Origin of the sequence: Actinomadura rugatobispora (assembly GCF_042656285.1) — a bacterium.
GTDB classification, from domain to species: domain Bacteria; phylum Actinomycetota; class Actinomycetes; order Streptosporangiales; family Streptosporangiaceae; genus Spirillospora; species Spirillospora rugatobispora.
Window position 1 is genome coordinate 1 of sequence record NZ_JBHSON010000111.1, and the last position, 24,049, is coordinate 24,049.

29 protein-coding genes are annotated in these 24,049 nt (G+C 72.1%); 20 read left to right on the forward strand and 9 right to left on the reverse strand.

Features of this window, described 5'->3' with window-relative positions; genetic code table 11:
• The 4 genes from ACFPZN_RS47830 to lipB form a co-directional block, all read left to right on the forward strand.
• Positions 1–800: 2-oxo acid dehydrogenase subunit E2 (locus tag ACFPZN_RS47830; RefSeq protein WP_378290331.1), on the forward strand; the 800-nt coding region annotated here is incomplete at its 5' end.
• Positions 801–897: 97 nt separating this feature from the next.
• Positions 898–1,809: a TIGR01777 family oxidoreductase gene (locus tag ACFPZN_RS47835; protein ID WP_378290333.1), complete on the forward strand. Its 912-nt coding sequence runs from the start codon at positions 898–900 to the stop codon at positions 1,807–1,809.
• A gap of 60 nt (positions 1,810–1,869) precedes the next feature.
• Positions 1,870–2,607: a Type 1 glutamine amidotransferase-like domain-containing protein gene (locus tag ACFPZN_RS47840; protein WP_378290335.1), complete on the forward strand. Its 738-nt coding sequence runs from the start codon at positions 1,870–1,872 to the stop codon at positions 2,605–2,607.
• Between the two features lie 143 nt (positions 2,608–2,750).
• Complete coding sequence (lipB, locus tag ACFPZN_RS47845) at positions 2,751–3,425, forward strand: lipoyl(octanoyl) transferase LipB (RefSeq protein WP_378290405.1); 675 nt, start codon at positions 2,751–2,753, stop codon at positions 3,423–3,425.
• A 39-nt stretch (positions 3,426–3,464) separates the two neighbouring features.
• Here the strand turns inward: lipB and ACFPZN_RS47850 are convergent, their stop codons facing one another.
• Positions 3,465–3,971: a YfbM family protein gene (locus ACFPZN_RS47850; protein ID WP_378290337.1), complete on the reverse strand. Its 507-nt coding sequence runs from the start codon at positions 3,969–3,971 to the stop codon at positions 3,465–3,467.
• Between the two features lie 175 nt (positions 3,972–4,146).
• Between ACFPZN_RS47850 and lipA the strand changes: the two genes are divergently transcribed.
• Together lipA and ACFPZN_RS47860 are read left to right on the forward strand one after the other, a co-directional pair.
• Positions 4,147–5,073: a lipoyl synthase gene (gene lipA, locus ACFPZN_RS47855; RefSeq protein WP_378290339.1), complete on the forward strand. Its 927-nt coding sequence runs from the start codon at positions 4,147–4,149 to the stop codon at positions 5,071–5,073.
• A 229-nt stretch (positions 5,074–5,302) separates the two neighbouring features.
• Complete coding sequence (locus ACFPZN_RS47860; protein WP_378290341.1) at positions 5,303–5,998, forward strand: DUF4191 domain-containing protein; 696 nt, start codon at positions 5,303–5,305, stop codon at positions 5,996–5,998.
• 74 nt (positions 5,999–6,072) lie between these two features.
• Here the strand turns inward: ACFPZN_RS47860 and ACFPZN_RS47865 are convergent, their stop codons facing one another.
• Positions 6,073–6,558: an RDD family protein gene (locus tag ACFPZN_RS47865; RefSeq protein ID WP_378290343.1), complete on the reverse strand. Its 486-nt coding sequence runs from the start codon at positions 6,556–6,558 to the stop codon at positions 6,073–6,075.
• 209 nt (positions 6,559–6,767) lie between these two features.
• On the opposite strand from ACFPZN_RS47865, the gene glnA reads away from it, so the two are divergent.
• The gene (glnA, locus tag ACFPZN_RS47870) at positions 6,768–8,192 is read left to right on the forward strand and encodes a type I glutamate--ammonia ligase (RefSeq protein WP_378290345.1); all 1,425 of its coding nucleotides are present in this window, start codon (positions 6,768–6,770) and stop codon (positions 8,190–8,192) included.
• A gap of 31 nt (positions 8,193–8,223) precedes the next feature.
• On the opposite strand, the gene ACFPZN_RS47875 is transcribed toward glnA, so the two are convergent.
• Together ACFPZN_RS47875 and ACFPZN_RS47880 are read right to left on the reverse strand one after the other, a co-directional pair.
• Entirely contained in the window at positions 8,224–9,441 is a 1,218-nt protein-coding gene (locus ACFPZN_RS47875; protein ID WP_378290347.1) for a tyrosine-type recombinase/integrase, read from the reverse strand.
• A complete protein-coding gene (locus ACFPZN_RS47880; protein ID WP_378290349.1) occupies positions 9,428–9,970 on the reverse strand; it encodes a helix-turn-helix domain-containing protein in 543 nt (180 codons plus the stop codon). The genes ACFPZN_RS47875 and ACFPZN_RS47880 overlap by 14 nt, the downstream gene beginning before the upstream one ends.
• Positions 9,971–10,077: 107 nt before the next feature.
• Here ACFPZN_RS47880 and ACFPZN_RS47885 point away from each other — a divergent pair, with 107 nt between their 5' ends.
• From ACFPZN_RS47885 to ACFPZN_RS47925, 9 genes are all read left to right on the forward strand, one after another.
• A complete protein-coding gene (locus ACFPZN_RS47885) occupies positions 10,078–10,275 on the forward strand; it encodes a helix-turn-helix transcriptional regulator (protein ID WP_378290351.1) in 198 nt (65 codons plus the stop codon).
• Position 10,276: 1 nt separating this feature from the next.
• Positions 10,277–10,696 carry a hypothetical protein gene (locus ACFPZN_RS47890; RefSeq protein ID WP_378290353.1) on the forward strand — a complete coding sequence of 140 codons (420 nt, stop codon included), beginning with the start codon at positions 10,277–10,279 and terminating at the stop codon, positions 10,694–10,696.
• A 77-nt stretch (positions 10,697–10,773) separates the two neighbouring features.
• Positions 10,774–11,826, forward strand: a complete 1,053-nt coding sequence (locus ACFPZN_RS47895; RefSeq protein ID WP_378290355.1) for an AAA family ATPase — start codon at positions 10,774–10,776, stop codon at positions 11,824–11,826.
• 71 nt (positions 11,827–11,897) lie between these two features.
• Complete coding sequence (locus ACFPZN_RS47900; RefSeq protein ID WP_378290357.1) at positions 11,898–12,446, forward strand: hypothetical protein; 549 nt, start codon at positions 11,898–11,900, stop codon at positions 12,444–12,446.
• A gap of 55 nt (positions 12,447–12,501) precedes the next feature.
• Positions 12,502–12,846, forward strand: a complete 345-nt coding sequence (locus ACFPZN_RS47905; RefSeq protein ID WP_378290359.1) for a hypothetical protein — start codon at positions 12,502–12,504, stop codon at positions 12,844–12,846.
• Complete coding sequence (locus ACFPZN_RS47910) at positions 12,843–13,334, forward strand: hypothetical protein (protein WP_378290361.1); 492 nt, start codon at positions 12,843–12,845, stop codon at positions 13,332–13,334. Before ACFPZN_RS47905 ends, ACFPZN_RS47910 begins: the two co-directional genes overlap by 4 nt.
• A 159-nt stretch (positions 13,335–13,493) precedes the next feature.
• Positions 13,494–14,393: a phage major capsid protein gene (locus ACFPZN_RS47915; protein ID WP_378290363.1), complete on the forward strand. Its 900-nt coding sequence runs from the start codon at positions 13,494–13,496 to the stop codon at positions 14,391–14,393.
• A complete protein-coding gene (locus tag ACFPZN_RS47920; protein WP_378290365.1) occupies positions 14,390–14,713 on the forward strand; it encodes a hypothetical protein in 324 nt (107 codons plus the stop codon). Before ACFPZN_RS47915 ends, ACFPZN_RS47920 begins: the two co-directional genes overlap by 4 nt.
• On the forward strand, positions 14,710–14,916 hold the full coding sequence (locus ACFPZN_RS47925) for a hypothetical protein (protein WP_378290367.1): 207 nt from the start codon (positions 14,710–14,712) through the stop codon (positions 14,914–14,916). Before ACFPZN_RS47920 ends, ACFPZN_RS47925 begins: the two co-directional genes overlap by 4 nt.
• Positions 14,917–15,201: 285 nt before the next feature.
• Here the strand turns inward: ACFPZN_RS47925 and ACFPZN_RS47930 are convergent, their stop codons facing one another.
• Positions 15,202–15,447, reverse strand: coding sequence for a hypothetical protein (locus ACFPZN_RS47930; protein WP_378290369.1), 246 nt, complete (start codon positions 15,445–15,447; stop codon positions 15,202–15,204).
• Positions 15,444–15,743, reverse strand: a complete 300-nt coding sequence (locus ACFPZN_RS47935; RefSeq protein ID WP_378290371.1) for a hypothetical protein — start codon at positions 15,741–15,743, stop codon at positions 15,444–15,446. Before ACFPZN_RS47935 ends, ACFPZN_RS47930 begins: the two co-directional genes overlap by 4 nt.
• A 145-nt stretch (positions 15,744–15,888) precedes the next feature.
• On the opposite strand from ACFPZN_RS47935, the gene ACFPZN_RS47940 reads away from it, so the two are divergent.
• The gene (locus ACFPZN_RS47940; RefSeq protein WP_378290373.1) at positions 15,889–16,134 is read left to right on the forward strand and encodes a winged helix-turn-helix domain-containing protein; all 246 of its coding nucleotides are present in this window, start codon (positions 15,889–15,891) and stop codon (positions 16,132–16,134) included.
• 143 nt (positions 16,135–16,277) lie between these two features.
• Here the strand turns inward: ACFPZN_RS47940 and ACFPZN_RS47945 are convergent, their stop codons facing one another.
• Positions 16,278–16,736 carry a hypothetical protein gene (locus ACFPZN_RS47945; RefSeq protein ID WP_378290375.1) on the reverse strand — a complete coding sequence of 153 codons (459 nt, stop codon included), beginning with the start codon at positions 16,734–16,736 and terminating at the stop codon, positions 16,278–16,280.
• Positions 16,737–16,915: 179 nt separating this feature from the next.
• On the opposite strand from ACFPZN_RS47945, the gene ACFPZN_RS47950 reads away from it, so the two are divergent.
• Complete coding sequence (locus ACFPZN_RS47950) at positions 16,916–17,086, forward strand: hypothetical protein (protein ID WP_378290377.1); 171 nt, start codon at positions 16,916–16,918, stop codon at positions 17,084–17,086.
• A 280-nt stretch (positions 17,087–17,366) separates the two neighbouring features.
• Positions 17,367–17,777 (forward strand): OsmC family protein, encoded by a 411-nt coding sequence (locus ACFPZN_RS47955; protein ID WP_378290379.1) that lies wholly within the window; start codon positions 17,367–17,369, stop codon positions 17,775–17,777.
• A gap of 7 nt (positions 17,778–17,784) precedes the next feature.
• Here the strand turns inward: ACFPZN_RS47955 and ACFPZN_RS47960 are convergent, their stop codons facing one another.
• On the reverse strand, positions 17,785–19,356 hold the full coding sequence (locus tag ACFPZN_RS47960; protein ID WP_378290381.1) for an alpha/beta hydrolase: 1,572 nt from the start codon (positions 19,354–19,356) through the stop codon (positions 17,785–17,787).
• Between the two features lie 217 nt (positions 19,357–19,573).
• Between ACFPZN_RS47960 and ACFPZN_RS47965 the strand changes: the two genes are divergently transcribed.
• Positions 19,574–20,575, forward strand: coding sequence for a phosphatase PAP2 family protein (locus tag ACFPZN_RS47965; RefSeq protein WP_378290383.1), 1,002 nt, complete (start codon positions 19,574–19,576; stop codon positions 20,573–20,575).
• On the opposite strand, the gene ACFPZN_RS47970 is transcribed toward ACFPZN_RS47965, so the two are convergent.
• Entirely contained in the window at positions 20,560–23,844 is a 3,285-nt protein-coding gene (locus tag ACFPZN_RS47970; RefSeq protein WP_378290385.1) for a bifunctional [glutamine synthetase] adenylyltransferase/[glutamine synthetase]-adenylyl-L-tyrosine phosphorylase, read from the reverse strand. The genes ACFPZN_RS47965 and ACFPZN_RS47970 overlap by 16 nt on opposite strands.
• Positions 23,845–24,049 lie beyond the last annotated feature (205 nt).

The following is a 24,049-nucleotide window of genomic DNA, read 5'->3' on the forward strand; positions in this document are numbered from 1 at the left end:
TCCGCCCCGCGCCCGCCGCCCCGGCGGCCGCCGCCCGGCCCGCCCCGGCCACCGCGCCCGCCGAGCAGATCGCGCTGCGCGGCAAGACCGAGAAGATGTCCCGGATCCGGCAGACCATCGCCCGCCGGATGGTGGAGTCGCTGCACGTCTCCGCGCAGCTCACCACGGTCGTCGAGGTGGACATCACCAAGATCGCCCGGCTGCGCGACCGGGCCAGGGCCGACTTCCAGGCCCGCGAGGGCGTCAAGCTGTCGTTCCTGCCGTTCTTCGCGCTGGCGACGGTCGAGGCCCTCAAGGTCCACCCCAAGCTCAACGCCGTCATCAACAGCGAGACCAACGAGGTCACCTACCACGACGTGGAGAACCTCGCCCTCGCCGTCGACGTGCCCGAGCGCGGCCTGATGGTCCCGGTCGTCCACAACGCCGGCCAGCTCAACCTGGGCGGCCTCGCCCAGCGCATCGCCGACCTGGCCGAGCGGACCCGCACCAACAAGGTCAGCCCGGACGAGCTGGCGGGCGGCACGTTCACGCTCACCAACACCGGCAGCCGCGGCGCGCTGTTCGACACCCCGATCCTCAACCAGCCGCAGGTCGGCATGCTCGGTACCGGCGCCGTCGTCAAGCGGCCCGCCGTGATCGAGGACCCGAACCTGGGCGAGGTCATCGCGGTGCGCTCGATCGTGTACCTGGCGCTGAGCTACGACCACCGCCTCATCGACGGCGCCGACGCGGCCCGCTTCCTGGGCACGATCAAGCACCGTCTGGAGGAGGGCAACTTCGAGGCCGAGCTCGGCCTCTGAGCCCCTTCCCCCGCTCCACGCGGCCACGGCCGCCGGGGACCCCGCCGTTCCGCGAACGGCGGGGTCCCCGCGCGTTCGCACGGCCTAGGGTGGGGCCATGCGGGTGGTCGTGACAGGCGCGAGCGGACTGATCGGCACGGCCCTCGTCCGGGCCCTGGAGGACGGCGGGGACGAGGTCGTGCGGCTCGTCCGCCGCGCCCCCTCGGGCCCCGGCGAGGCACGCTGGGACCCCATGGGCGGCACCGTCGACGGCAAGGCCCTGGACGGCGCGGACGCGGTCGTCCACCTGGCCGGCGCGGGCGTCGGTGACCGGCCCTGGACGCGCGCCCGCAAGAAGCTGATCTACGACAGCCGGATCACCGGGACGCGCACCCTCGCGGAGGCGATCGCGCGGGCCGGCGACCCGCCGCGGGTGCTGGTGTCGGGGTCGGCGATCGGCTTCTACGGCGACACCGGAGGCCGCGCGGTCGACGAGTCGGCGCCCATCGGCGAGGGCTTCCTGGCCGGGCTGGTGCGCGACTGGGAGGCCGCGGCGGCGCCCGCCGCCGAGGCCGGGGTGCGGGTCGCGCACCCGCGGACCGGGATCGTGCTCTCCGCGGGCGGCGGGCTGTTCGGCCGCCTGCTGCCGCTGTTCCGGCTGGGGCTGGGCGGCAGGATCGGGAACGGCCGCCAGTGGGTCAGCTGGATCGCCCTGGACGACACCGTCGCGGCCCTGCGCCACCTGATCGGCCCGGACGCGCCCCGGGACGGCCTGGCCGGTCCGGTGAACCTGGTGGCGCCGGAGGCGGTCACCAACGCCGCGTACACCCGGGCGGTCGGCCGCGTCCTGCACCGCCCCGCGGTGGTGCCGGTGCCCGCGTTCGCGCTGCGCGCCGCGCTGCTGGGCTTCGCCGACGAGGGGCCGCTGATCAGCCAGCGGGTCGTCCCGCGGCGCCTGGAGGAGTCCGGGTTCTCCTTCGCCCACCCGGAGCTGGAGGGTGCGCTGGCCGCCGTCCTGGGGGCGCGGTGAGTCCTTCCAACATTCGTCAAAGTCCTGCCCCGCCCCAGGCCCCGGCCATAGCGTGAGGACATGAGCACCGACGGACAGCCGCACATCCTCGCCATCGGCGGCGGGAGCTTCATCCCCGACGACCGGTACGGCCTGACCCCGAGCCCCCTGCTGCGCTACGCCGTCGACCTCACCGGCCAGGACCGGCCCCGGATCTGCTTCCTGACCACCGCCACCGGCGACGGCGCCGACCAGATCGGGCGCGCCTACGCGGCGTTCAGCCGGATCGAGGCCGAGGTCAGCCATATCGCGCTGTTCCCGATGCCCAACATCGCCGACATGCGCGCCCACCTGCTGGCCCAGGACCTGGTGTACGTGTTCGGCGGCAGCGTCGCCAACCTGCTGGCCCTGTGGCGGCTGCACGGCCTGGACGAGATCATGCGCGAGGCGTGGAACGAGGGCGTGGTGCTGTCCGGGCAGAGCGCCGGGGCGCTGTGCTGGCACGTGGGCGGGAACACCGACTCCTACGGCCCGCAGCTGCGCCCGCTGACCGACGGGCTGGGCTTCCTGCCCTACTCCTGCGGCGTCCACTACGACAGTGACGCGCAGCGGCGCCCGCTGCTGCAGCAGCTGGTGGGCGAGGGCACGCTGCCGGGCGGGTACGCGGCCGACGAGGCGGTGGCGCTGCACTACGTGGGCACCGAGTTCGTCCAGGCGGTGTCGTACGTGAAGGAGGCCGGCGCCTACCGGGTGGAGCCCGACGGCTCGGGCGCGGCCAAGGAGTCGCCGATCGCCCCCCGGCTGCTCGCCTCGCTCTGACGCATAAGCTGAACGGCGTGAGCGAGCTGAAGGTAGAGCTGAAGGTACGCGGGGCGGGCGGTCAGGGCACCGGGGGCGAGGCGGGCGCGAAGGTCTCCTCCGAGAGCGCGGCGGGCGCCGCGCCGGTATCGCGCACGGGCGAGCTGGTGTTCGTGCACGCGGGCTTCGGGACGGCGGCCGTCGACTACCAGGACGGCTGGGACCTGCAGCGGCGCACGCTCGACCGGCGCGCCGACGACGAGATCCCCGACACCGTGCTGCTGCTGGAGCACCGGCCCGTCTACACCGCGGGCAAGCGCACGGGCGCGGCCGACCGTCCGATCGGCGACCCCGGCGCGCCGGTGGTGGACGTCGACCGCGGCGGCAAGATCACCTGGCACGGGCCCGGCCAGCTCACCGGCTACCCCATCCTGCGGCTGCCCGACCCGGTGGACGTGGTCGCCTACGTGCGGCTGCTGGAGCGCATGATGCAGGCGGTCTGCGCCGAGCTGGGACTGCCCACGACCGTGGTCGAGGGGCACAGCGGGCTGTGGGTGGAGGGCACCCCCCACCGCAAGATCGGCTCCATCGGGATCCGGGTCTCGCGCGGGATCACCATGCACGGCTTCATGCTCAACTGCGACTGCGACATGGGCTGGTTCGACAAGATCATCCCGTGCGGCATCCGCGATGTCGGCTCCACCTCGCTCAGCCGCGAGCTGGGCCGCCCGGTCACCGTCGCCGAGGTCACCCCGCTGGTCGAGCGGCACCTCGCCGAGGCCCTGGGCGCGACGGAGTCGTTCCACCGCACCACCGCCCAGCTCGACCTGCGCGGCTGAACGGCCGTCGCGCGATCACCGCGGACGGCCCAGGACGGTTCAGGACGGCTCGGACATGACCTTGTAGACGGCCTGCCCGTCGGTGGCCGCGCCCTGGAAGAACCGGGTCAGCCCCTCGTAGGCCGGGCGGAGCGCCGCCGCGTCGTTCCCGAGCGCCTCCGCCTCCTGCACCCCGGCGGCGGCCATGGCGGCCGGGTCGTACCGCTCGGCGGCCTTCGCGTACGGGGTGGCCACCAGATGGTCGGCGGCCGGCTTGACCCGGTCGGGCGCCAGGTAGATCACGTCCAGGCCCAGCTCGGCGGTGCCGTCCTCGGTGAGCAGCCGCCCCCCGCACACGACGTCGGCCTCCGGCGGCCGCCCGTCCCACGGGTCGCCGGTGATCAGGTAGTGCAGCGCCTGCCAGCCCCCGCCCAGGTCCAGGACCTGCGGGGCGGGCTGGCGGCGCCGCCAGTCGGCGGTACCGAAGATCAGGCGTGCGATCGCGCCGGGATCACGCTCGCCCTCCAGCACGGGCGGCACCCTGAGGTACGACATGGCCAGGCCCACGGTGGATCCTCCTGCGAACGCTCTGCGTGACGACAGGGAGTCACCTTAGGAGATCAGGTGCCGTCCTTGGCGGAAACCCGGATATCGACGGAACATGGATATCCGCCGGGTGCCGAACGTGTGATCTTCGTTGCGGGGGGCGGGGGCAGCGCCGATCGGGACGTACCCTGAAGGGGTGACGTCGGTGACACCCGAGGGGCGCAAGCTCCTGCGCATTGAAGCCCGCAACAGCCAGACCCCGATCGAGCGCAAGCCCGAGTGGATCAAGACCCGGCTGAAGATGGGACCGCAGTATCGGGAACTCATCGGGCTGGTGAAGTCCGAGGGGCTGCACACCGTGTGCCAGGAGGCCGCCTGTCCCAACATCTTCGAATGCTGGGAGGACCGCGAGGCCACCTTCCTCATCGGCGGCGACCAGTGCACCCGGCGCTGCGACTTCTGCAACATCGACACCGGGAAGCCGGCCGCGCTCGACCGCGACGAGCCGCGCCGGGTGGCCGAGTCGGTGGTGACGATGGGGCTGCACTACGCCACCGTCACCGGCGTGGCCCGCGACGACCTGGAGGACGGCGGCGCCTGGCTGTACGCCGAGACCGTGCGGCAGATCCACCAGGCCGTCCCCGGCTGCGGCGTGGAGCTGCTGATCCCCGACTTCAACGCCGACCCCGGGCAGCTGGCCGAGGTGTTCGGCTCGCGGCCGGAGGTGCTGGCGCACAACGTGGAGACCGTGCCGCGGATCTTCAAGCGGATCCGGCCCGGGTTCCGGTACGAGCGGTCCCTGGAGGTCATCACCCGGGCCCGCGAGGACGGCCTGGTCACCAAGTCCAACCTCATCCTCGGCATGGGCGAGACCCGCGAGGAGATCTCCGAGGCGCTGCGCGACCTGCACGCGGCGGGCTGCGAACTGGTCACCATCACCCAGTACCTGCGCCCCTCGCCGCGCCACCACCCGGTGGAGCGGTGGGTCAAGCCCGAGGAGTTCGTGGAGCTGTCGGCCGAGGCCGAGGAGATCGGGTTCGCCGGCGTGATGTCGGGCCCGCTGGTGCGCTCCAGCTACCGCGCCGGCCGCCTCTACAAGAAGGCCGTCGAAGCCCGCGCGTAGCCTGCCGCCCCGATCCGCACGCGAGGCATAACAACCTCAACCAGCCTGATCAGGTTGAACGGACCTCAAGCGTTGCGAGCGCGTCCGAAGGCAGGTTCAAGCGAAGCGAGAACCTGATCGCGAAGCGAGCCGCCAGGCGAGTTCGGAGCGATGCAGCGCTCGCCGCAGGCGCGACAAGCGAGGAGCGCTGGCGACGAGCGCAGCTCGCGCTTGCAATAAACTAGAGTCCATGTCGAAGAAGCCCACGGACGGGGCCCAGGAGCGTCCGGGCCGCCTCAAGCAGATCCGCATGGTCGCCCAGGTCCTCCGCCAGGCCGACCCGAAGGCCCTGCCGATCGTGTTCGCCGCCGCGATCGGCACCCTGGTCGTCGTCATCCTGATCGGGTACCTGATCGGCCAGTTGTGGTTCACGATCCCGCTGGGCATCCTGGCGGCCGCCGCCGTGGGCATGATCGTGTTCGGCCAGATGGCGCAGCGCGCCCAGTACAAGGTGATCGCCGGGCAGCCCGGCGCGGCCGCCGCGATCCTGAAGAACATGCGCGGGGGCTGGACGGTCACCGAGGCGGTCAGCGGCAACCGCAACCTCGACATGGTGCACCGCGCGGTCGGGCGTCCGGGCGTGGTGCTGGTGTCGGAGGGCCCGCGCAACCGGGTCGGCCCGCTGCTGGGCGCGGAGAAGAAGCGCATCTCCCGGGCCGCGCAGCAGGTGCCGATCTACGACGTGCAGGTGGGCACCGAGGAGGGCCAGATCCCGGTCGACAAGCTGCAGCGCCACCTGATGAAGCTCCCCCGCAACCTGACCAAGGGCCAGGTCGCCGAGCTGAACGACCGGCTGCAGGCGCTGCCGCGCTCCATGCAGATGCCGAAGGGCCCGATGCCCAAGGGCGTGCGGATGCCGAAGGGCCCCAAGCCGAAGACGCGCTGACCGCGCCGCGCCGTCCCGAACACCGAAAGCGCCCGTCTCGTCCGCCGGGCGCTTTCGCCGTTCCCGAGGGGTGGTCAGAGGTTGACGACGATGGTGTCGGCGGCCCGGTCGTGCAGGCCGCGGTTGTCGCGGTCCCAGATCAGCGCGGGCACGACCAGCAGGATCAGCACCGTCCGCGCCAGGGACCAGAGGGGGCCGACCGGGCGGCCGTCGAGGCGGACCACCCGGATGCCGCACAGGCGCTTGCCGATGGTGGTGCCGATGAGCCCGACCAGCAGCCACACCTGGATGCCGAAGATCACCAGCGTCCACAGGCTGCGCTGCGGCGGCGTCCACTCGAACAGCCGCGAGAAGAAGCTCGCCACCAGCAGCGACAGGCCCCAGTCGATGAAGAGGGCCAGGAGCCGGCGGCCGTAGCCCGCGGCCGCTCCGCTGCCCTTCTCCGGGAGGCCGAGCCGCGTCCCGGGGACGCCGAGGTCGGCCCCGGCCGAGCGCGCGCCGCCCAGCCACGTCTGCGTCCACCGCGGACCGGCGGCCTGCCGCCCCTTACCCGTGCTCATGGCCCTACGCTATCCGGTCCCCGGGCGGACTCTTTACCGGGTGGGGCCGCCACGGCGGCGCCGGGCGGGTCTACCGTGGCCGTGCGCGCCCGGTGGAGTGACGCAATCCACAGAGTGATGCGTAACACAGTAGAAACATATGAGACATGGCCGGGAAACGGCCGGTCCGTAGGCTGCCAAGAGCCAAAAAAGCGCCCCAAGGAGGCTGGATGTTCAGCAGCGCCGACGAGGTCCTGAGCTATATCAGGAACGAAGGTGTGCGATTCGTCGACTGCCGGTTCGTGGACCTGCCCGGGAAGATGCAGCACTTCACGTTCCCCGTCGAGAGCTTCGGCGAGAACGTCTTCACCGAGGGGCTGATGTTCGACGGGTCCTCGGTCCGCGGATTCCAGGAGATCCACGAGTCGGACATGCTCCTGCTCCCGGACCCGGGCACGGCGGTGCTCGACCCGTTCCGCCAGCACAAGACGCTGATCCTGAACTTCTTCGTGCACGACCCGCTGACCGGCGAGCCCTACAGCCGGGACCCCCGCAACGTCGCCAAGAAGGCGCAGGACTACCTCCGCGGCACCGGGATCGCCGACACCTGCTACTTCGGGCCCGAGGCCGAGTTCTACATCTTCGACGACGTCCGCTTCGAGACCAAGGAGCAGGCGGGCTACTACTACCTCGACTCGATCGAGGGCGCGTGGAACACCGGCCGCGAGGAGCCGGGCGGCAACCTGGGCGCCAAGCCCCCCTACAAGGGCGGCTACTTCCCCGTCCCGCCGATGGACCACTACACCGACCTCCGCTCGGAGATGGTGTCCCAGCTGCTCCAGTCCGGCATCCACGTCGAGATGCAGCACCACGAGGTCGGCACGGCGGGCCAGGCGGAGATCGACTTCCGCTTCGACACGCTGCTGAAGACGGCCGACAACCTGATGCTGTACAAGTACATCGTCAAGAACGTCGCGCGCGAGGCGGGCAAGACGGTGACGTTCATGCCCAAGCCGATCTTCGGTGACAACGGGTCGGGCATGCACTGCCACCAGTCGCTGTGGAAGGACGGCTCGCCGCTGTTCTACGACGAGGTCGGCTACGCCGGGCTGTCGGACAACGCCCGCTACTACATCGGCGGCCTGCTCAAGCACGCGCCGTCGCTGCTGGCGTTCACCAACCCGACCGTGAACTCCTACCACCGCCTGGTGCCGGGCTACGAGGCGCCGGTCAACCTGGTGTACTCGCAGCGGAACCGGTCGGCCTGCATCCGCGTGCCGATCACCGGCTCCAACCCGAAGGCCAAGCGGCTCGAGTTCCGGGTGCCCGACCCGTCCTGCAACCCGTACCTGGCCTTCTCGGCGATGCTGATGGCCGGCCTGGACGGCATCAAGAACAAGATCGAGCCCGCGGAGCCGGTGGACAAGGACCTCTACGAGCTGCCGCCGGAGGAGGCCCGCGCGATCCCGCAGGTGCCCGGCTCGCTGGAGGCCGTGCTGGAGTCCCTGGAGAGCGACCACGACTTCCTGCTGGAGGGCGGCGTCTTCACGCCCGACCTGATCGAGACCTACGTCTCGATGAAGCGGGAGTTCGAGATCGACCCGATCCGCCTCCGCCCGCACCCCCACGAGTTCGAGCTGTACTACGACATCTAAGGCATCGGGGGCGCGCTGACCTGGCCGATCCTCAGCGCGCCCCCGCCTGGTTCCGCCCCTGTTCCGCGCGAGCCTTCAGCACCGCGCCCACCGCGGAACGGGTCGACTCGTCGCGGTCCGGCCACAGATGCGCGTAGACGTCCAAAGTCGTCTTGGCGGACGCGTGCCGTAGCCGCGCCTGGACGGTCTTGACGTCGGCACCGCTGGCGATCAGCAGCGACGCAAAGTAGTGCCGTAGGTCGTGGAACCGGAAGTCCGCGGGGAGGACCGGGACGTCCTGGCCCTCCTCGCGAGCTTTCTCGGCGTCGGCCCGTACCTTGTCCCGCGCCCGGCGGAACTGCCGTTCCAGGGACCACGGGGTGAGCTGCTGCTTCCATGCGTTCGTGAGCAGCGACTCGGCCGAGTAGCCCGCGGCCACGTGCGCGGACAGCTCGGCCGACAGCTCGGCCGGGATGGGGATGGGGGTCCGCGAGACCTCCGTCTTCAGCGGCTCGGCCGGGTACTGCACGGCAGGGCTGATGACGCCCCGCATGTAGTCGACGTCTCCCTTGGTCCGTAGCCCGCATGCCTCGGCGACCCGCAGGCCGGCGAACGCCCCGAGCAGCACACCCGCGCGGTACCGCTCCCCCGTCGCGTCGAACAGCGCCCAGATCTGATCGGTCGTCGCCACGAACGGCCGAGGCTTGCCGGCGCCGGGCGAGGTACGGCGCGAGCACGGAGACTTCACCAGCACGCCGTCATGCACGGCATCGCTCATGATCTGGGCGAGGCGCGCGTGCAGCGCGTAGACGTAGGACGGGGCCGCGCCGTCCTCCTTCAGCCGGGCACACCACGCCTTCACCTGTGACGGCCGGACGGCCCCGAGCGGGAAGTCTCCGAACTCGATCTTGATCAGGGTGATGTGCACCTGGGCCTGACGCACCGTGGACGCCCGGCGGGTCGCGTAGCCCTTAAGCCAGGTGTCGCACCACTCCCCCACGGTCGTCCGGGCCGCCTTCGGGTCAATGTAGGTCTGACGCCGTACGTCGCCCTCCTGGTCCTCGGCGTACTTCTTCGCCTTCGCCTTGACCGCGAACGCCTGCGTCTTCTCCTTGCCGTCCGGCCCCTCCCAGCAGGCGAGCCACCGCTTCGCCTTCGGGTTCCCGCCCTCCTCCGGGTGCCGCTTCGTACGGACCTTGATCTTCCGCTTGCCCTCGGGATCGCTCGGGTCCCTGACCTCGGAGAACCACAGATCCTTAACCCTGGCCACGGTCGCCCCCGGCATCGACCCGGCGCCACTCCGGCCGGCGACGGAGCCGGAGTTCCTGACGACTGCCGAGGTCGACCGTCCACCGCTCCGGATCGCCCTCGGTGCGCTCGTACGTCACCGTCTCCGGCCAGTCGACCGGCCGGCCGAACTCGTGCTCCGGAACGTAGCTGGCGAAGATCCGAGCGTCCATGCCATCGAGTTCGTGCTCCCCGCGGATCCACGACCGCACGGCACGGGTGCCTTCCATGTGCTTCGGGGTGACCGGGTACTCCATGTCGTGCAACGGGATGAGCAGGTGCATGGGTGAGACCTGGAAGACGTAGGCCAGCGCGAGCCACTCGGTAACGCTCACGGCCTGCCGCTTCCCGTTCTCCAGCTTCGTGACAACCAGCCGGCCCCAGGGGACGCCGACCTTCGTCATCTCCTCGGCCAGTCGCTCGGCCGACCAACCGTTGCGGTCGCGGAGCGCCCGTACGTGTGCGGCGAGGAACGCCGTTGCTACATCTACTTCCGATCCGCTCTGTTCCATGAAGGAACAGTATCGATCCGCGTTGACACGCACAAGGGCGCCGTGCTCTGATCGGTCACGCAACGTTCGTGGTCTATCAGAGAGCAGAGATGTTTCATGGAGGAACAGTGACTGCTGTGCGACAGCCCCTCGGCGACTCGCTGGAGGTGGCGGAGTACCTCAAGGTCTCCGTGCGCACCCTGGACGACTGGGCGCACAAGGGTGTCGGTCCCGTCTACCACCGGGTTGGGAAGCATCGGCGCTACCGCTGGAGCGAGATCGAGAAGTGGCTCGACCAGCAGAGCAACGGCGGGGAGGCCGCCTGACATGGCCACCAACGAGAACCGCCCCGGCGACCAGACCGGGGCGGTGGAGGACGAGCGGCCGGGCAGGCAGGACGTCACGTCGAGTCTACGCCAGTCGGTCGTCATGGCCGCCGAGATGCTCAGCCAGGCCGCCGACCGCGAGCGGGCGATCTTCGAGATGGCATGGGCCGAGGGATACCGGGACGGCTTCGAGACCGGGGCCGAGGTAGGCCGCGGGCAGGCCGAGAACGCCATGGAGCGCGCCTGGTCGGACCTCGCCGCCAAGATCCGCCGGACGGCCAGCACGCCCAAGCACGCCGAGCTGGAGCTGATCCGCTGGGACGGCCGCCGGGAGGACTTCGGACGGCCGCGGCCCGGAGACCACCCCGGCGGGCCCAAGCCATGGAACGGCGCCGGTGCCGGACAGGAGTCGGCAGCGTGAAGCGCAGCGAGGCGGAGCGTGCGGCGGGTGCTGCCGTTCTCACGGTCATCAGCGAGATCGGGGGAAGTGGACCGCCCTTGACCAGGCAACCTCACACTTCTCACGGTTCTCACGCCGACTCCGAGGAAGTCGAGGATGACGCGCTGCTGGCCGACGTGCGCGACGGGGCATGGCTCGATGGCCAGGAGTTCCCGCCGCTGCAGTGGGCAGTGCCCGGACTCATCCCCGAGGGCCTGACGCTACTGGTCGGGCCACCCAAGGCCGGAAAGTCGTGGCTGCTGGCAAACCTGCTACTGGCCATCGCCGCCGGGAGGAACGCGGTGGGGAAGCTGGCCACCGGGCCCGCCCGCCGCGTGTTGTATCTCGCCCTGGAGGACGGCGACCGCCGGATGCAATCGCGCTGCCGAATCATCCTGGACGGCGAGCCGATCCCCGGCCTGTTCCACTACAAGACCACCGTGCCGCCTGGCCGGATCATCGCGGTGATCAACGCGTGGATGCGCCGGTACCCCGACACCGCCATGGTCGTCCTGGACACCCTCGGCAAGGTCATGCCGCAGGCGATGCAGGGGGAGTCGTCTTACCAGCGCGACTACCGGGTCGGGTCGGGACTCAAGCGGGCTGCCGATGGTACGCCCGGCCTGTCGGTGGTCGTCGTCCACCACGACCGCAAGGCCGCTTCCGAGGACTTCGTCGACAGCGTGTCAGGCACCAACGGTCTGGCCGGTTCCGCGGACTCCATCATCGTGCTGGCCCGTCAGCGCAAGTCGTCCGATGCCGTGCTGAAGGTGACCGGGCGGGACGTGCCGGAGGAGGAGTACGCCCTCCGGTTGGAGGGGGGCACCCGGTGGGTTTTGGACGGCGGGACGCTCGCCGAGGCCGCGGCCGCTGTGGAGCGGCGCGAGGAGAGCCAGAACCTCGGCGAGACGTCAACGGCGATCCTGGACTTCATCTCCCGCCGCGGCGGGACCGCACGCGCCGGTGAGGTCACCGGCGAGTTCGGCCCCAGCGCCGCCGAGTACCTCAGCCGTCTCACCTCGTCCGGGCGCCTTCTCAAGCCCAAGCGCGGGATCTACGTCCTGCCGCCGCCGCCCGGCCACCCCGAACTCGACTTCACCCCCGAGGGATGAGTGTGAGAACCGTGAGAACTGTGAGAACTGCAGGTCAGAAGCCTGTCGAAACCTCACAGTCCGATGACCAGATGGACGCCGAGCTACGGCAGGCCGTTGACGAGCGGCTCGCCGAACGGCTGGAGAGCGCCCGGCGCCGACGGGAACGGCGCGAGGCCGAACGCGCGGAACGGGCCGAGCGGAGAGCGGCCGGGTTGAGGGCCCGGCACGCCACCAAGCTCGCCCGGATCAACGACAAGGAGAAGACCATGCCCAACGCCAGGACCCCGGACGACATCGCCGCGCACATCGCCAAGCGCTACCTCGCTCACGTCAGCGTCTCCCCCGACGGCGAGTTCGGTGAGCACCTCGCACCCGAGGCCATCACGGCCGCCCTGGCGAACGTCCAGGAGGTCGCTGCCGGGCTCGACGGGCCGGTCCCGTGCTGGGAGCACGTGCCGTTCCTGGACGACAACGGCGAGGAGAAGTGGATCCTCCTGGACCACGCCGACGCCGACCGGCTGAACGAGGCGTTGATGTACGCGGCCGCCGAGCTGGCCGCACTGGTGGCCGAGATGAACAACACCGCTTCGCGCGCCGTCGGCCTGATCCGGCTGATCAAGGCCAAGCAGACCACCTGACCAACGACCGGGCCGGGCCCGCCCGAACCGGGCCCGGCCTCGGAAGGAGCATCGCATGAGAACCGAACCCGTACCTGGTGCTGAGGACCTGTACCCGCACGTCTCGCAGATCGACGCCCCCGGCGACCCCATGCACGGCGAACCCGTGATGTCCCCGCGCGTCATGGGCCTGCTGATCGCCCCGTCCATCCCGGAGTTCCTGGAGTGGTGGGAGGGCCACAAGGAGGCCGTCAGCGAGGGCCTGGCCGCCGGCCGGTGCGAGCTGCCGGAGGAGTGGCAGCGCGGCGCGCGGCGCCGGTCCAACGAGCTGCAAGCCATCTACAACTCCACCGACGTCCTGGACATCCTGCGGGGGCTCCACCGCGATCACGGCGTCTTCCCGACCGGGGCCCTGGCATGAGCAGAGAGGAGACCACCGTGCCCGAGGAGACCACCGAGATCCCGGCCGAGCCGGAGGCGCCCGAGGAGGCGCCCCCCGCCGCCGAGGCCGCCGAGGTCGAGCAGGACGGCGACCAGGAGGGCGGGAAGGCCAACCGGGAGGCCGCCCGGTACCGTACCCAACTGCGCGAGACGCGGACGCAGCTCGAGCAGGCCACCGGCCGCCTGGCCGCGATGCAGCGCGCCGAGGTCGAGCGGCTCGCCGGCCAGGGCCTGGCGCGCGGGGCCGACCTGATGGTGTACCGCGGGGAGGACATCGCCGGGTACCTCAGCGAGGACGGCACCGTGAACGCCGAGGCGGTCCAGGCCGCCGTCGCCGAGCTGGTGAAGGAGCGCGCGTACCTGTCGAGCAAGCCCAGGTTCCAGGGCGGGGCCGACCAGGGGCCCCGCCGGTCGGTGAAGGCGCCCCCGAGCCGCATGGGTGCCATCTTCGACCGCAAGCCGTCCTAGGCCGTCTGACGGCCCTGGGCGGTATCCTGGGTGACGAGGTGGCGGGCCCCCGACCCGTGGTCGGTCCCGCCGCCACGTCCGCCCCGAGGGCGACCGGCATGACGGCCCGTGGCCGCGCCGGAGACGACACTCCGTCTCTACGCACCACGGGAGAACCCTGTGACCTGGTTGACCACCACCGGCACGGCGGGCGGATCCTTCGCCCCGACCGAGGCCGCCGACTACTTCTTCGACCGCCTGGCCGCCATGTCGGTGGGGCTGGAGTCCGGCTTCCGCCGCGTTCCCACCCTCGCCGCCCGGCTCGCGATCCCGCGCGTCCTGGCCGACGGCGTGGCCAACTGGACGGCCGAGGGTGCCGAGATCACCCCGACCGACCCGAACGCCGACGTGGTGACCGCCACGCCCCGCAAGCTGGCCGCCCTCACCTACGCCAGCAACGAGCTGGTGAGCGACTCCAACCCCGAGGCGCAGAACGTCCTCGCCGAGAACCTCGCCCGCGCGGTCGCCCTCAAGCTCGACAAGTCCTTCTATGAGGGCACCGGCACCGCGCCGGAGATCCGCGGGCTGAAGAACCAGAGCGGCATTCAGACCGTGTCCATGGGCGCCAACGGGGCCGCCCTGACCACGCTGGACCCGTTCGCCGACGCGCTGGGCCTGCTCGCCGAGGCCGACGCCGAGGGCACGGCCATCGTGATGCACCCGCGCAACTGGCGGGCCATCAGCAAGATCAAGGAAGCCACCGGCTCCAACAAGCCGGTCATCACCGACGGGGCCGGCTCGCCGACCGAGGGCCCGCGCCGGTCGATCTACGGCGTCCCGGTCTGGCTGACCTCGCAGCTGGCCGTCAACGAGACCCAGGGCAGCGCCAGCACCGCCAACTCGATCTACGTCTACCAGGCCGACCAGGTGGTCGCCGTGATCCGCAAGGACACCACGGTCGACGTGGACACCTCGGCCGCGTTCTCCTCCGACCGGACCGCGGTACGGGTCACGCTGCGCGCCGACCTCGTGCTGCCCAACCCCGCCGCCGTCGTCCGCATCCTGGGAGTGATTCCGTGACCAAGGTCCGTATCGCCGAGAACCGCCAGGTCGTCACCGACCTCGGCCACCACCAGGGGGGCACCGAACTGGACGTGCCCCAGGACCTCGCCGACCAGTGGATCCGCTACGGCTGGGCCGAGCCGGTCCGCGAGCCCGGCAAGCGCGCCGGCGTCCGGGCCCGGATCCGCGAGCAGCTGGCCGCCGACCCTTCCCAGTCCAACCGCGCGGTCGCCGAGACGGTCGGGTGCGACCACAAGACCGTGGGCAGCGTACGGGCCGAGATGGAGCGCGACGGGGAGATTCCCCAGCAGCACCAGGAGCAGGAGACCGCAGGGTGATCGAGGAGACCGTGACCACCGTGCGGCGCCTCCCAGTCGACCGGCCGCACGTCATCGCCCGAGGTCAGGTGACCGAGCGCGGGCTCATGGTCGACGCCGAGGGCGGGCCCGCGGGCGTGGTCGAGCTGGGCGTGGTCACGTGGGAGACCGGTGATGCCCGGCCGTCCGGTCACCCCCTCCCGGTGGACCCCTTGATCATCTAGGGGGCTCGACCGTGCGGGAGGGCGCTGACCGGTCCGTCAGGTCCAAGGCTTCATGATCATCTCTGGTCCAACCGCTGCAGCGGTCCCCTGGAGCCCTCTCGGGCGGTCCCTCCTCGCCGTCCGAGAGGGCTCCACCCCCAGACACGGGACGGGGGCGACCGGCCGCTTCCCCAACCGGTCGCCCCCTGTAGGCCCTGGCCGTCCCCTCCCCGCGATGGATCGGCCGGCCAGGACCCACGTCCAGCCTCGCCCCCGTCCGCGCGCCGCTAGCCGGGGGCGAGGGGTTCAGGGCAGCAGCGCCGCCTGCGCTGCCTCCTCGACGCTCTCGGCGTCCACCTCGGTCAGGTTGAACGGCTCGCCGAGGTCGGTACGGACGACCTTCCACCGGTCGTCGCCGAGGTCGAGCAGGATCGCCAGGCGCTCGCCGCCGTCGGCGTCCCGGACGTTGAACAGCGTGGGCACCGTGCCGTAGGGCTGGACGATCCGCACGGCCCGACCGGCGATCGTCGCCGCGATCTCCTGGTCACTCACAGGTTGATCCCGCTTCCCGGCTCGAGCTGCGCGCGGCGGGCGTCCTCCTGGCGCTTGATCTCCGCTTCGGCCATGCCTTCGGCGAGCCGTTCAGCGGCCCGTACAAGGCCCGCTTTGACGTCCTCGGTCGTGCACGCAAGCTCCAACTCGGCGCGGCTGTTGGCGCCGACCAGGGCGCGGCATCCGTACTCGACCTGCAGGGCGCTGAGCGTGCCGCGCCGGCGGGCGAGCCATGTCCCGTTCTGGCCGGGCTCGACGTGCCAGCCGGGTATCTCGTCGTGGGGATCGTGAGCCATGAGGTTCCTCCCTGCCGGATCAGGGTCGGTCCCGCGGTCGCGGAACGTGGGCACGATGCTACGTAACCTTGCACCTCCTGTCACCGCTATGGAGGTGCTTACACCACCTGTGGAGCATTAGTGCAGGTCAGCTAGCGTCAGGATCATGGAGTGGCTTGGGCCTGAGCCGATCTATCGGCAGCTTGCGGCGTTGCTCATCGAGCGCATCGAGAGCGGCACCTACCGGCCTGGCTACCCGATCCCGTCCACGGCCGCGCTGTGCGATGAGTTCGACATCTCACACAAGACCGTGCGGGCCGCTACGGCGATCCTGGTGGAGCGCGGCCTCCTGGTTGGTGCGCCGGGCCGCGGGATGTTCGTCGTCGACCAGGACGCCCCGCCGGCCGAGTAGGGACCTGCGTTACGTTCATCAGAACGCAGGTCCTGACCATCTCCGCGGCGCCGCGGAGATGGTTCCGGACGCGAAAGAGCCCCGCCGGTCGGGACCGTACGGGGCTCTCCTCGGCGAGGTCCTTCCGGGACCTCGCGGACGAACTACCCGGCGATCTCGTCCAGCCGGGCCGCCGCCCGGTCGATCTCGCCCCGGCTCACCTCGCGTAGCAGGGCGATGCCCTCGACCTCGGGAACGGTCTCGTCGACGACCACGGCCCTGATGAGTCGCAGCGCGACGTTCGACGCCTTGGGCCCGTGGTCGCGCTCGACGCGCTTGATGCCCTCGAAGAGAGCCCACTGCGCGTCGTCGGCGATCTCCTCCAGGGTGCGCACACCGCGGGGCTCCCCGCCCGGCCAGTCGGACGACTTCCCCGCGGTGGCGTCCTGGGTATGGCGCGTGCACGCGAACACCATGGCGCCCTTGACGACGCCCACGGGGACGCTCGGCAGGCCGGTGACGGCGAGGTCGGTCCCGCACGCCACGCACGCGGTCCCGTCGCGCTGCTCGTCGGTGAGGGTGCCAGCGTCGAAGCTGATGGAGTAGGTAGGCTCGATGCCCATGGGGTGATGCCTCCTCGTAAGGCTGATCTCCTAGGGCCCGTCCAGCGCCGGAATCGCTGCGGCGGGCCCGTCCTGTTTCGGCATAGCTGCTGCTCACGCCGAATTACTGCCATTGCAGAATAAGCGGGCATAGCGGCATACGTCAACGCCGAAACCGCAGGTAGACCTAGAATCGTGCCATGGCAGAAAAGAAGCGTGGCCGTCCGGCGACCGGCCAGACCCCCAACCGCACCGTGCGCGTGCCCGATGCGGTCTGGGAGGAGGCGAAGAAGAAGGCCGCCGACGAGGGAAAGAACGTCTCGGACGTGGTGAACGACTGCCTGCGGGCCTACCTCCGCAAGAAGAAGTAGGCCCGCTCAGTTCCGCCCCAGTTCCGCCAGAGGCTCGGAAACGCTCGGAATCGACCGGAAGCGTTAGGAAGACAATGACCAGGTCAGGGGGCATGTCGCCGGATCGGCCCTGGTCACAAACCCGCAGGTCTCAGTTCGAGCTGTACTACGACATCTGAGTCGTTCGCCGGGAGCCCCGCCGCCCTGCGCAGGGCGGCGGGGCTTCGCCGTGCGCCGGGAAGAACGGGGGCGGGGAGCGTGTTGCCCCGATCAGACATCGAAAACGATCAAAGGGGCTCCGATGGCCGGCGTGAACGTGGAACGTACCGGGGACGTCTTCGAGGCGACCAACGACCGCGGGGCGCGGGTGGCGATCGGCACGGCGGAGCAGGACGGGGTGTTCTCGCCCGTGGAGCTGCTGCTGGCGGCGCTGGGCGGCTGCGAGCTGGTGACCGTGGAGCCGCTGACGGCCAAGCGCGGGCACCGGCTGGCGCGGCTGTCGGCCACGGTGCGGGCCGACAAGATCGCCACCAGCCGGCTGGGCGACATCACGATCACCTACGACGTGGAGCTGCCCGAGGGCGACGAGAAGGCGGCCGAGGTGTTCGCCAAGGTGGCGGGGCGCGTCCACGAGAGCTACTGCACGGTCGGGAACGCGCTGAAGGAGCCGATGAAGGTCGAGCAGGTCCTGCCCGAGCTCGCCGCCGACTGAGCACGGCTCAGCCGCAGACGGTGCCGTTCGGCGGGACGACGCCGTCCAGGAGGTAGCGGTCGACGGCCTTGCGGACGCAGGCGTTGCCCGTGTCGTACGCGCCGTGGCCCTGGCCCTTGAGGGTGAGCAGGACGGTCCGGCCGCCGATCTCGTCGACGAGGCCGGGCGCCCACGCGTACGGGGTGGCGGGGTCGCCGGTGTTGCCGACGACGACCATCGGCGGCGCGGACGGCGCGCTCACCTCCTTGTTGGCGTCGTCGCCCCGGACCGGCCAGCCGCTGCACTGGAGCAGGCTCCAGGCCATCGACGGCCCGAAGATCGGTGAGGCGCCGCGGAAGCGGGGCTCCAGCCGCCGCACCTCCTCGGCGGTGTGGCGTTCGGTGGTGTCGGCGCAGCTGATCGCGGTGTTGGCGGCCTGGAGGTTGGTGTAGCGGCCGTCCTCGCGGCGGCCGAGCTGGGCGTCGGCCAGGGCCAGGAGGGTGCTGCCGTCCTTGGCCCGGGTCGCCTCGGTGAGGCCGCGGGCGAGGAGCGGCCACAGCTGCTCGGAGTACAGCGCGGCCAGCACGCCCGTGGTGCCCAGGCTCTGGGTGAGGGGGCGGGTGCGGTCGCGGGTGGGCAGGGGGTGGGCGTCCAGGCCGTTCAGGAGCCTGCCGGTGGTGGCGACGACGGCGCGGGAATCGCGGCCGAGGGGGCAGGCGGTGGTGCCGAGGCGGGCGCAGGTGGCGCCGAACGCGCCGAGCGCGCGCTGGAACGCGGCGGCCTGCTGCAGGTCCAGCTGGACGTCGCCGATCTTGGTGTCGACGGCGCCGTCGAGGACGGCGCGTCCCACGTTGCGGGGCAGCTGGTTGGCGTAGCTGCCGCCCAGCCAGGTGCCGTAGGAGACGCCGAAGTAGGAGAGGCCGCGGTCGCCGAGCGCGTCGCGGATCACGTCCATGTCGCGGGCCGCCGACCGGGTCCCGACGTAGGGGAGGACCGTTCCGGCGCGGGCCTCGCAGCCCTGGTCGTAGGAGACGCGGGTGTCGGCGAGGGCGCGTTCCTCGGCGGGGGTGTCGGGCGAGTCGTCCATGGCGGTGATCTGGTCCATCCGCCGGTCGTCCACGCAGGTGACCGGGGTGCTGCGGCCGACGCCGCGCGGGTCGAAGCCGACCAGGTCGTAGCGGGTGTTGAGGGCGGAGTAGTCGGCGGCGGACTGGGCGAGGGCGTCGACGCCGGAGCCGCCGGGCCCGCCGAAGTTGAACAGCAGCGAGCCGATGCGGCTCTCCGGCCGCGTCGCCTTGGCGCGGATCAGCGCGATGCCGATCGTGCGCTCGTCGGGCTTGGCGTAGTTGAGCGGCACCTTCACGGTCGCGCATTGGAAGGCGGGGGCGGGCTGCGCGGAGCCGGTCCCGCCGCCGGGCAGATCGCGGCACGGGCCCCAGGTCGGCCGCTGCGCGGCGATCGAGGACGGGAGGCGTTCGTGGCCGGCCAGACCCGTCCCCGCAGCCGGGGAATCGGCGCCGCCGCCCGTGCACGCGACCGTCCCGGTGCCGGTCAGCCCGCAGGCGGCCAGGGCCAGGAACGCGATCGCCGTCCGGGTCATGACTCCCCTCCGTTCCACCGCGGGGGGATGCCACTGCCCTACCCATCGTCCTGGAGGACGACTCCTCGACCGCCTCTGACCTGGCTTTCCTTCCGAACCCTGAATTAACTCACCCGAAAGTCCGGATAAAGCCTGAGGGTCGTACTACTCAAGTCTGAGAAAAAGACCGTTCGCCGCGGTGATCTCAAACTGATCACATCGCGGCAAAGTTGCCAGCATGGCGCACACCGCCCCGGCCCCCCTGGAGGGGCGCACCGACCAGGACCGACGCGCCACCGCGCGTACGGGCCGTCCCCCCCTTCCGCGAGCGCTCACCGCGCCGCCGATCTGGCGCGAGCTCCTGCTGATCGTCCTTTTCTACTCCGCCTATACGCTGACGCGGCTGCTCCTGGTTCAGGACGGCACCGGTCCGGCGTTCGCGCACGCGGACCAGATCCTGGGGGCCGAGCGGGTCCTGGGCATCGACGTCGAGCTGTGGATGAACCAGGCGCTGCTGCAGGTGCCGTGGCTGGCGCGCGCCGCCAACGTCTTCTACGCCACCGCGCACTTCGCGGTGACGCTGGCGACGGTGGTGTGGATCTACCGCAGCCGCCCGCACGACTACCGCTGGCTGCGTACGGGGATCATGGTGGCCACCGGTGTCGCGCTGGTCGGGTACTGGCTGTACCCGCTGGCCCCGCCGCGCTTCCTGGCCGACGAGGGGTTCGTCGACCCGGTCACCGCGCTGCAGTCGCTGGGCCTGTACGCGGGCGACGCCTCGGCGACGTTCACCAACCAGTACGCGGCGATGCCGTCGATGCACGCCGGCTGGGCGCTGTGGTGCGGGTTCGCGCTGGTCCGGCTGGCCACGCCGCGCTGGGCGAAGGTGTTCGGGGTGCTGTACCCGCTGACGACGGTGCTGGTCATCCTGGGCACCGCCAACCACTACGTGCTGGACGCCGTCGCCGGCTGGGCGCTGATCGGCGCCGCACTGGGCCTGTCCTGGCTGCTGTACCACCGCTACCCGGCCGAGCTGAAGGAGATGTGCCGGCAGGTGGCGGGGGTGCTGGTCCGCCGGGTGGCGTGGCCGGCGCTGATGGCGCGGCGGGCCGCCGGGCCCGCCGCGGCCTGGACCTCGTCCACCGGACGGGCGCCCGCCGCCCCGCCCGGCCCGGAGACCGTCGGGGGCGTCTCCGGGCCGGAGCAGGGGGCCCGCTCGACCGATCAGGTGACGCCGTAGAAGACCCGGTCCACGACCGCCCTGGCGCGGCGGGCGTGCCGGCGGTAGTCCTCCAGCAGGTCGCCCGTCCCGGGGTAGCCGAGGACGCGGGTGACGGCGCTGCGCTCCTTGTGGTGGTCGGTGGGGAGCAGGTCGGACGCCCGCCCGCGGACCAGCATCATCGTGCCCCTGATCCGCGTGGCGAGCTGCCACGCCTCCGACAGCACCCGGGCGTCGTCCTCGGCCAGGAGGCGGGCGGACGCGGCGGCGTCGAGGGTGGCCAGGGTGCGGGTGGTGCGCAGTGCCGGGAACTCGTGCGCGTGCCGGAGCTGGAGGAGCTGGGCGACCCACTCCACGTCCGACAGCCCGCCCGGCCCCAGCTTGGTGTGCAGCCGCCGGTCCACCCCGCGCGGCAGCCGCTCGGACTCCATCCGCGCCTTGAGCCGCCGGATCTGCCGCACGGCGTCGTCGTCGATGCCGTCCTCCGGCCAGCGGACCGGGTCGATCAGGGCGCGGAACCGCTCGCACAGCTCCGGGTCGCCGATGATCGGGTCGGCGCGCAGCAGCGCCTGGCTCTCCCAGGGCGCCGACCAGCGGGCGTAGTACGCGGCGTAGGAGGCCAGCGTGCGCACCAGCGGGCCCTGCCGCCCCTCGGGGCGCAGGTTGGGGTCGATCTCCAGCGGCGGGTCGGGGGCGGGCAGCGCCAGCAGCCTGCGCATCTCCTCGGCCACGGCGTGCGCGGCGCGTCCGGCGTCCCGCTCGTCGGCGCCGGGCAGCGGGTCGTGCACGAACATCACGTCGGCGTCGCTGCCGTAGCCGAGCTCGTGGCCGCCGAACCGGCCCATCGCCACCACCGCCATCCGGGTGGGCAGCGGCGCGCGCAGCTCCGCCTCCACCTTGCTGACGGCGGCGCGCAGCCCGGCCTCGACGGTGACGGTGGCGATGTCGGTGAGCGCCTCGCCGACGGCGCGGACGTCGGCCAGGCCGAGCAGGTCGGCGACCGCGACCCGGAACAGCTCGCGGCGGCGCAGCCCGCGGACGACGGCGACGGCGTCCTCGGCCGGCATCGCCTTGCCGCCCGGCGCTCCCTTGCCGCCCTGTGCTCCCGGCGCCCCCTTACCGCCCGGCGCCCCCCTACCTCCCGGAGTCCCCTCGCCGGCGCCCTCGGCGTGGCGGCGCACGGCCGCGAGCGCCTCGGTACGGAGCGCGTCGTACGAGCGCGGGGCCAGCTCGGCGCTCTTGCCGAGCATGGTGACCGCCTCGGGCGCGCGCAGCAGCAGGTCGGTGGCGTACTGGCTGGACCCCAGCAGCCACGCCATCCGCTCGGCCACGGTGACCTCGTCGCGCAGCAGCCGCAGGTACCAGGGGGTGGTGCCGAGCGCGTCGCTGACCTTGCGGAACCCCAGCAGCCCGGCGTCGGGGTCGGGGGCGTCGGCGAACCAGCCGAGCATCACCGGCAGCAGGGTGCGCTGGATGGCCGCGCGCCGCGACACCCCCGAGGTGAGCGCCTCGATGTGCCGCAGCGCCCCGGCCGGGTCGTTGTAGCCGAGGGCCACCAGGCGGGTGCGGGCGGCCTCGGGGGTGAGCCGGGCCCCCTCTCCGGGGAGCCGGGCCACGGCGCGCAGCAGCGGCCGGTAGAAGAGCTTCTCGTGGATGCGCCGGACCTCGCGGGCGTGCCGCCGCCACAGCGCGGTGAACTCGCCGATCGGCTCGGTGCGCAGCCCCAGGGCCCGGCCGAGGCGGCGCAGGTCGTCGGGGTCGTCGGGCACCAGGTGGGTGCGGCGGAGCCGGTGCAGCTGGACGAGGTGCTCCACGCGCCGCAGGAAGCGGTAGGCGGAGGTGAGCGCCGCGGCGTCGTCCCGGCCCACGTACCCGCCCTCCGACAGCCGGGTCAGCGCCTCCAGCGTGTTGGGCGTGTGCAGGGCCTCGTCGGCCCGGCCGTGGACGAGCTGGAGCAGCTGGACGGCGAACTCCACGTCCCGCAGCCCGCCCGGGCCGAGCTTGAGCTGCCGCTCGGCCTCGGCGCTGCGCTGGTTGAGGTGGGCCTCCACGCGGCGGCGCATGGCCTGGATGTCCTCGACGAAGCCCACGCCCGCCGCGGCCTTCCAGACCAGCGGGGTGATGGTGTCGAGGTAGCGCGCGCCCAGCTCGGCGTCGCCCGCGACGGGGCGCGCCTTGAGCAGGGCCTGGAACTCCCAGGTCTTGGCCCAGCGCTCGTAGTAGGCGCGGTGGCTGGCCAGCGTGCGGGCCAGCGGGCCGGACTTGCCCTCGGGACGCAGCGCCGCGTCCACCTCCCACAGCGAGCCCTCGATCGTGCTGGCCGAGCAGGCGCGCATCATGGCGGAGGCGAGGCGGTTGGCGGCGCGCAGGGCGACGTCCTCGGCGGCGCCGTCGCGGGCTTCCGCCACGAAGATCACGTCCACGTCGCTGACGTAGTTGAGCTCGCGCCCGCCGCACTTGCCCATGCCGATGACCGCCAGCCGGCAGGCGCCGTGGCCGGGGACCTCGGCGCGGGCCACGGCCAGGCCGGCCTCCAGCGCGGCGGCGGCCAGGTCGGCCAGCTCTGCGGCCACCTCCCCCACGCCGGCCACGCCGGTCAGGTCGCGGCCGGCCAGCGCCAGCAGGTGCCGCCGGTACTCGGCGCGCAGCGCGACCAGCGTGTCGGGGGTGGCGTCGCGGGCGACGGGCTCGGACGCGGCCGGGTCGGCGCCCACGGCGAGCAGGAGCGCCGCGCGGAGCGCTTCGGGGGGCGGACCGCCCGAGGCGCTCGGCCCCTCCCCCTCCGCCGCCTGCCGGACGGCGCCGGGGCCGCTCTCCTGGGCGAGGCCGTCCGGGGACGCGGCGTCCGCGGCGGGGGCGTCGCCGGCGGGGGCGTCGGTCGCGGAGGCGCCGGCCGCCGGGGCGAGGACCCCGACTTGGATCGGTCCATCGCCGTCCAGGGCTCGCCAGTGCCCGGGATGGCGGGCCAGGTGGTCGCCCAGGGCCGCGCTCACCCCCAGCACGACCGGCAGCCGCTCCCGGACGGGGCCGTCCTTGCCCAGCGCCCGGCGCAGTTCCTCCCCCTGCCCGGCCTGGTCGGCGGCCGCCAGCAGCCGCACCAGCCCGTCGAGGGCGAGATCGGGATCGGCCGTGGCGCCCAGTGCGTCCAGCAGATCGTCGGACGGCGCGGCGCCCCCCTCGCGCCCGGCCTCCAGCAGCGCCCGCTCGGCGCGGCCCGCATCGGTGAAACCCAGTCTGGCCAGGCGCCCGGCCAGGGTGGGACGGCGATCAGGTGTCCACGGCTCGCTCACGGCCTCAACCGTAATCGGGCGACCCCGCCCTGGAAGGCGATCCGGGCCGCGAAAGGTTTCAATTTCGCTGCGTTCGTCTCACAGCGCTCATCGGCCACGGTGGCCTCGACCATCTTGACGTGCTTTGACCGGCGTGTCCGATTCTGCGAACGCGTTGCGGGCGCGGGACGGACCTGGCCGGGTGTGGCCTGGTGCGGCCGGACGG

What these genes read in the sequence shown, in the direction of transcription:
- ACFPZN_RS47835 (WP_378290333.1), top strand. Translation starts at nt 898, where the DNA reads ATGCGGGTGGTCGTGACAGGCGCGAGCGGACTGATCGGCACGGCCCTC.
- ACFPZN_RS47840 (WP_378290335.1), top strand. Translation starts at nt 1,870, where the DNA reads ATGAGCACCGACGGACAGCCGCACATCCTCGCCATCGGCGGCGGGAGC.
- ACFPZN_RS47860 (WP_378290341.1), top strand. Translation starts at nt 5,303, where the DNA reads ATGTCGAAGAAGCCCACGGACGGGGCCCAGGAGCGTCCGGGCCGCCTC.
- ACFPZN_RS47865 (WP_378290343.1), bottom strand. Translation starts at nt 6,558, where the DNA reads ATGAGCACGGGTAAGGGGCGGCAGGCCGCCGGTCCGCGGTGGACGCAG.
- glnA (WP_378290345.1), top strand. Translation starts at nt 6,768, where the DNA reads ATGTTCAGCAGCGCCGACGAGGTCCTGAGCTATATCAGGAACGAAGGT.
- ACFPZN_RS47880 (WP_378290349.1), bottom strand. Translation starts at nt 9,970, where the DNA reads ATGGAACAGAGCGGATCGGAAGTAGATGTAGCAACGGCGTTCCTCGCC.
- ACFPZN_RS47890 (WP_378290353.1), top strand. Translation starts at nt 10,277, where the DNA reads ATGGCCACCAACGAGAACCGCCCCGGCGACCAGACCGGGGCGGTGGAG.
- ACFPZN_RS47900 (WP_378290357.1), top strand. Translation starts at nt 11,898, where the DNA reads ATGGACGCCGAGCTACGGCAGGCCGTTGACGAGCGGCTCGCCGAACGG.
- ACFPZN_RS47905 (WP_378290359.1), top strand. Translation starts at nt 12,502, where the DNA reads ATGAGAACCGAACCCGTACCTGGTGCTGAGGACCTGTACCCGCACGTC.
- ACFPZN_RS47910 (WP_378290361.1), top strand. Translation starts at nt 12,843, where the DNA reads ATGAGCAGAGAGGAGACCACCGTGCCCGAGGAGACCACCGAGATCCCG.
- ACFPZN_RS47935 (WP_378290371.1), bottom strand. Translation starts at nt 15,743, where the DNA reads ATGGCTCACGATCCCCACGACGAGATACCCGGCTGGCACGTCGAGCCC.
- ACFPZN_RS47940 (WP_378290373.1), top strand. Translation starts at nt 15,889, where the DNA reads ATGGAGTGGCTTGGGCCTGAGCCGATCTATCGGCAGCTTGCGGCGTTG.
- ACFPZN_RS47945 (WP_378290375.1), bottom strand. Translation starts at nt 16,736, where the DNA reads ATGGGCATCGAGCCTACCTACTCCATCAGCTTCGACGCTGGCACCCTC.
- ACFPZN_RS47950 (WP_378290377.1), top strand. Translation starts at nt 16,916, where the DNA reads ATGGCAGAAAAGAAGCGTGGCCGTCCGGCGACCGGCCAGACCCCCAAC.
- ACFPZN_RS47955 (WP_378290379.1), top strand. Translation starts at nt 17,367, where the DNA reads ATGGCCGGCGTGAACGTGGAACGTACCGGGGACGTCTTCGAGGCGACC.
- ACFPZN_RS47960 (WP_378290381.1), bottom strand. Translation starts at nt 19,356, where the DNA reads ATGACCCGGACGGCGATCGCGTTCCTGGCCCTGGCCGCCTGCGGGCTG.
- ACFPZN_RS47965 (WP_378290383.1), top strand. Translation starts at nt 19,574, where the DNA reads ATGGCGCACACCGCCCCGGCCCCCCTGGAGGGGCGCACCGACCAGGAC.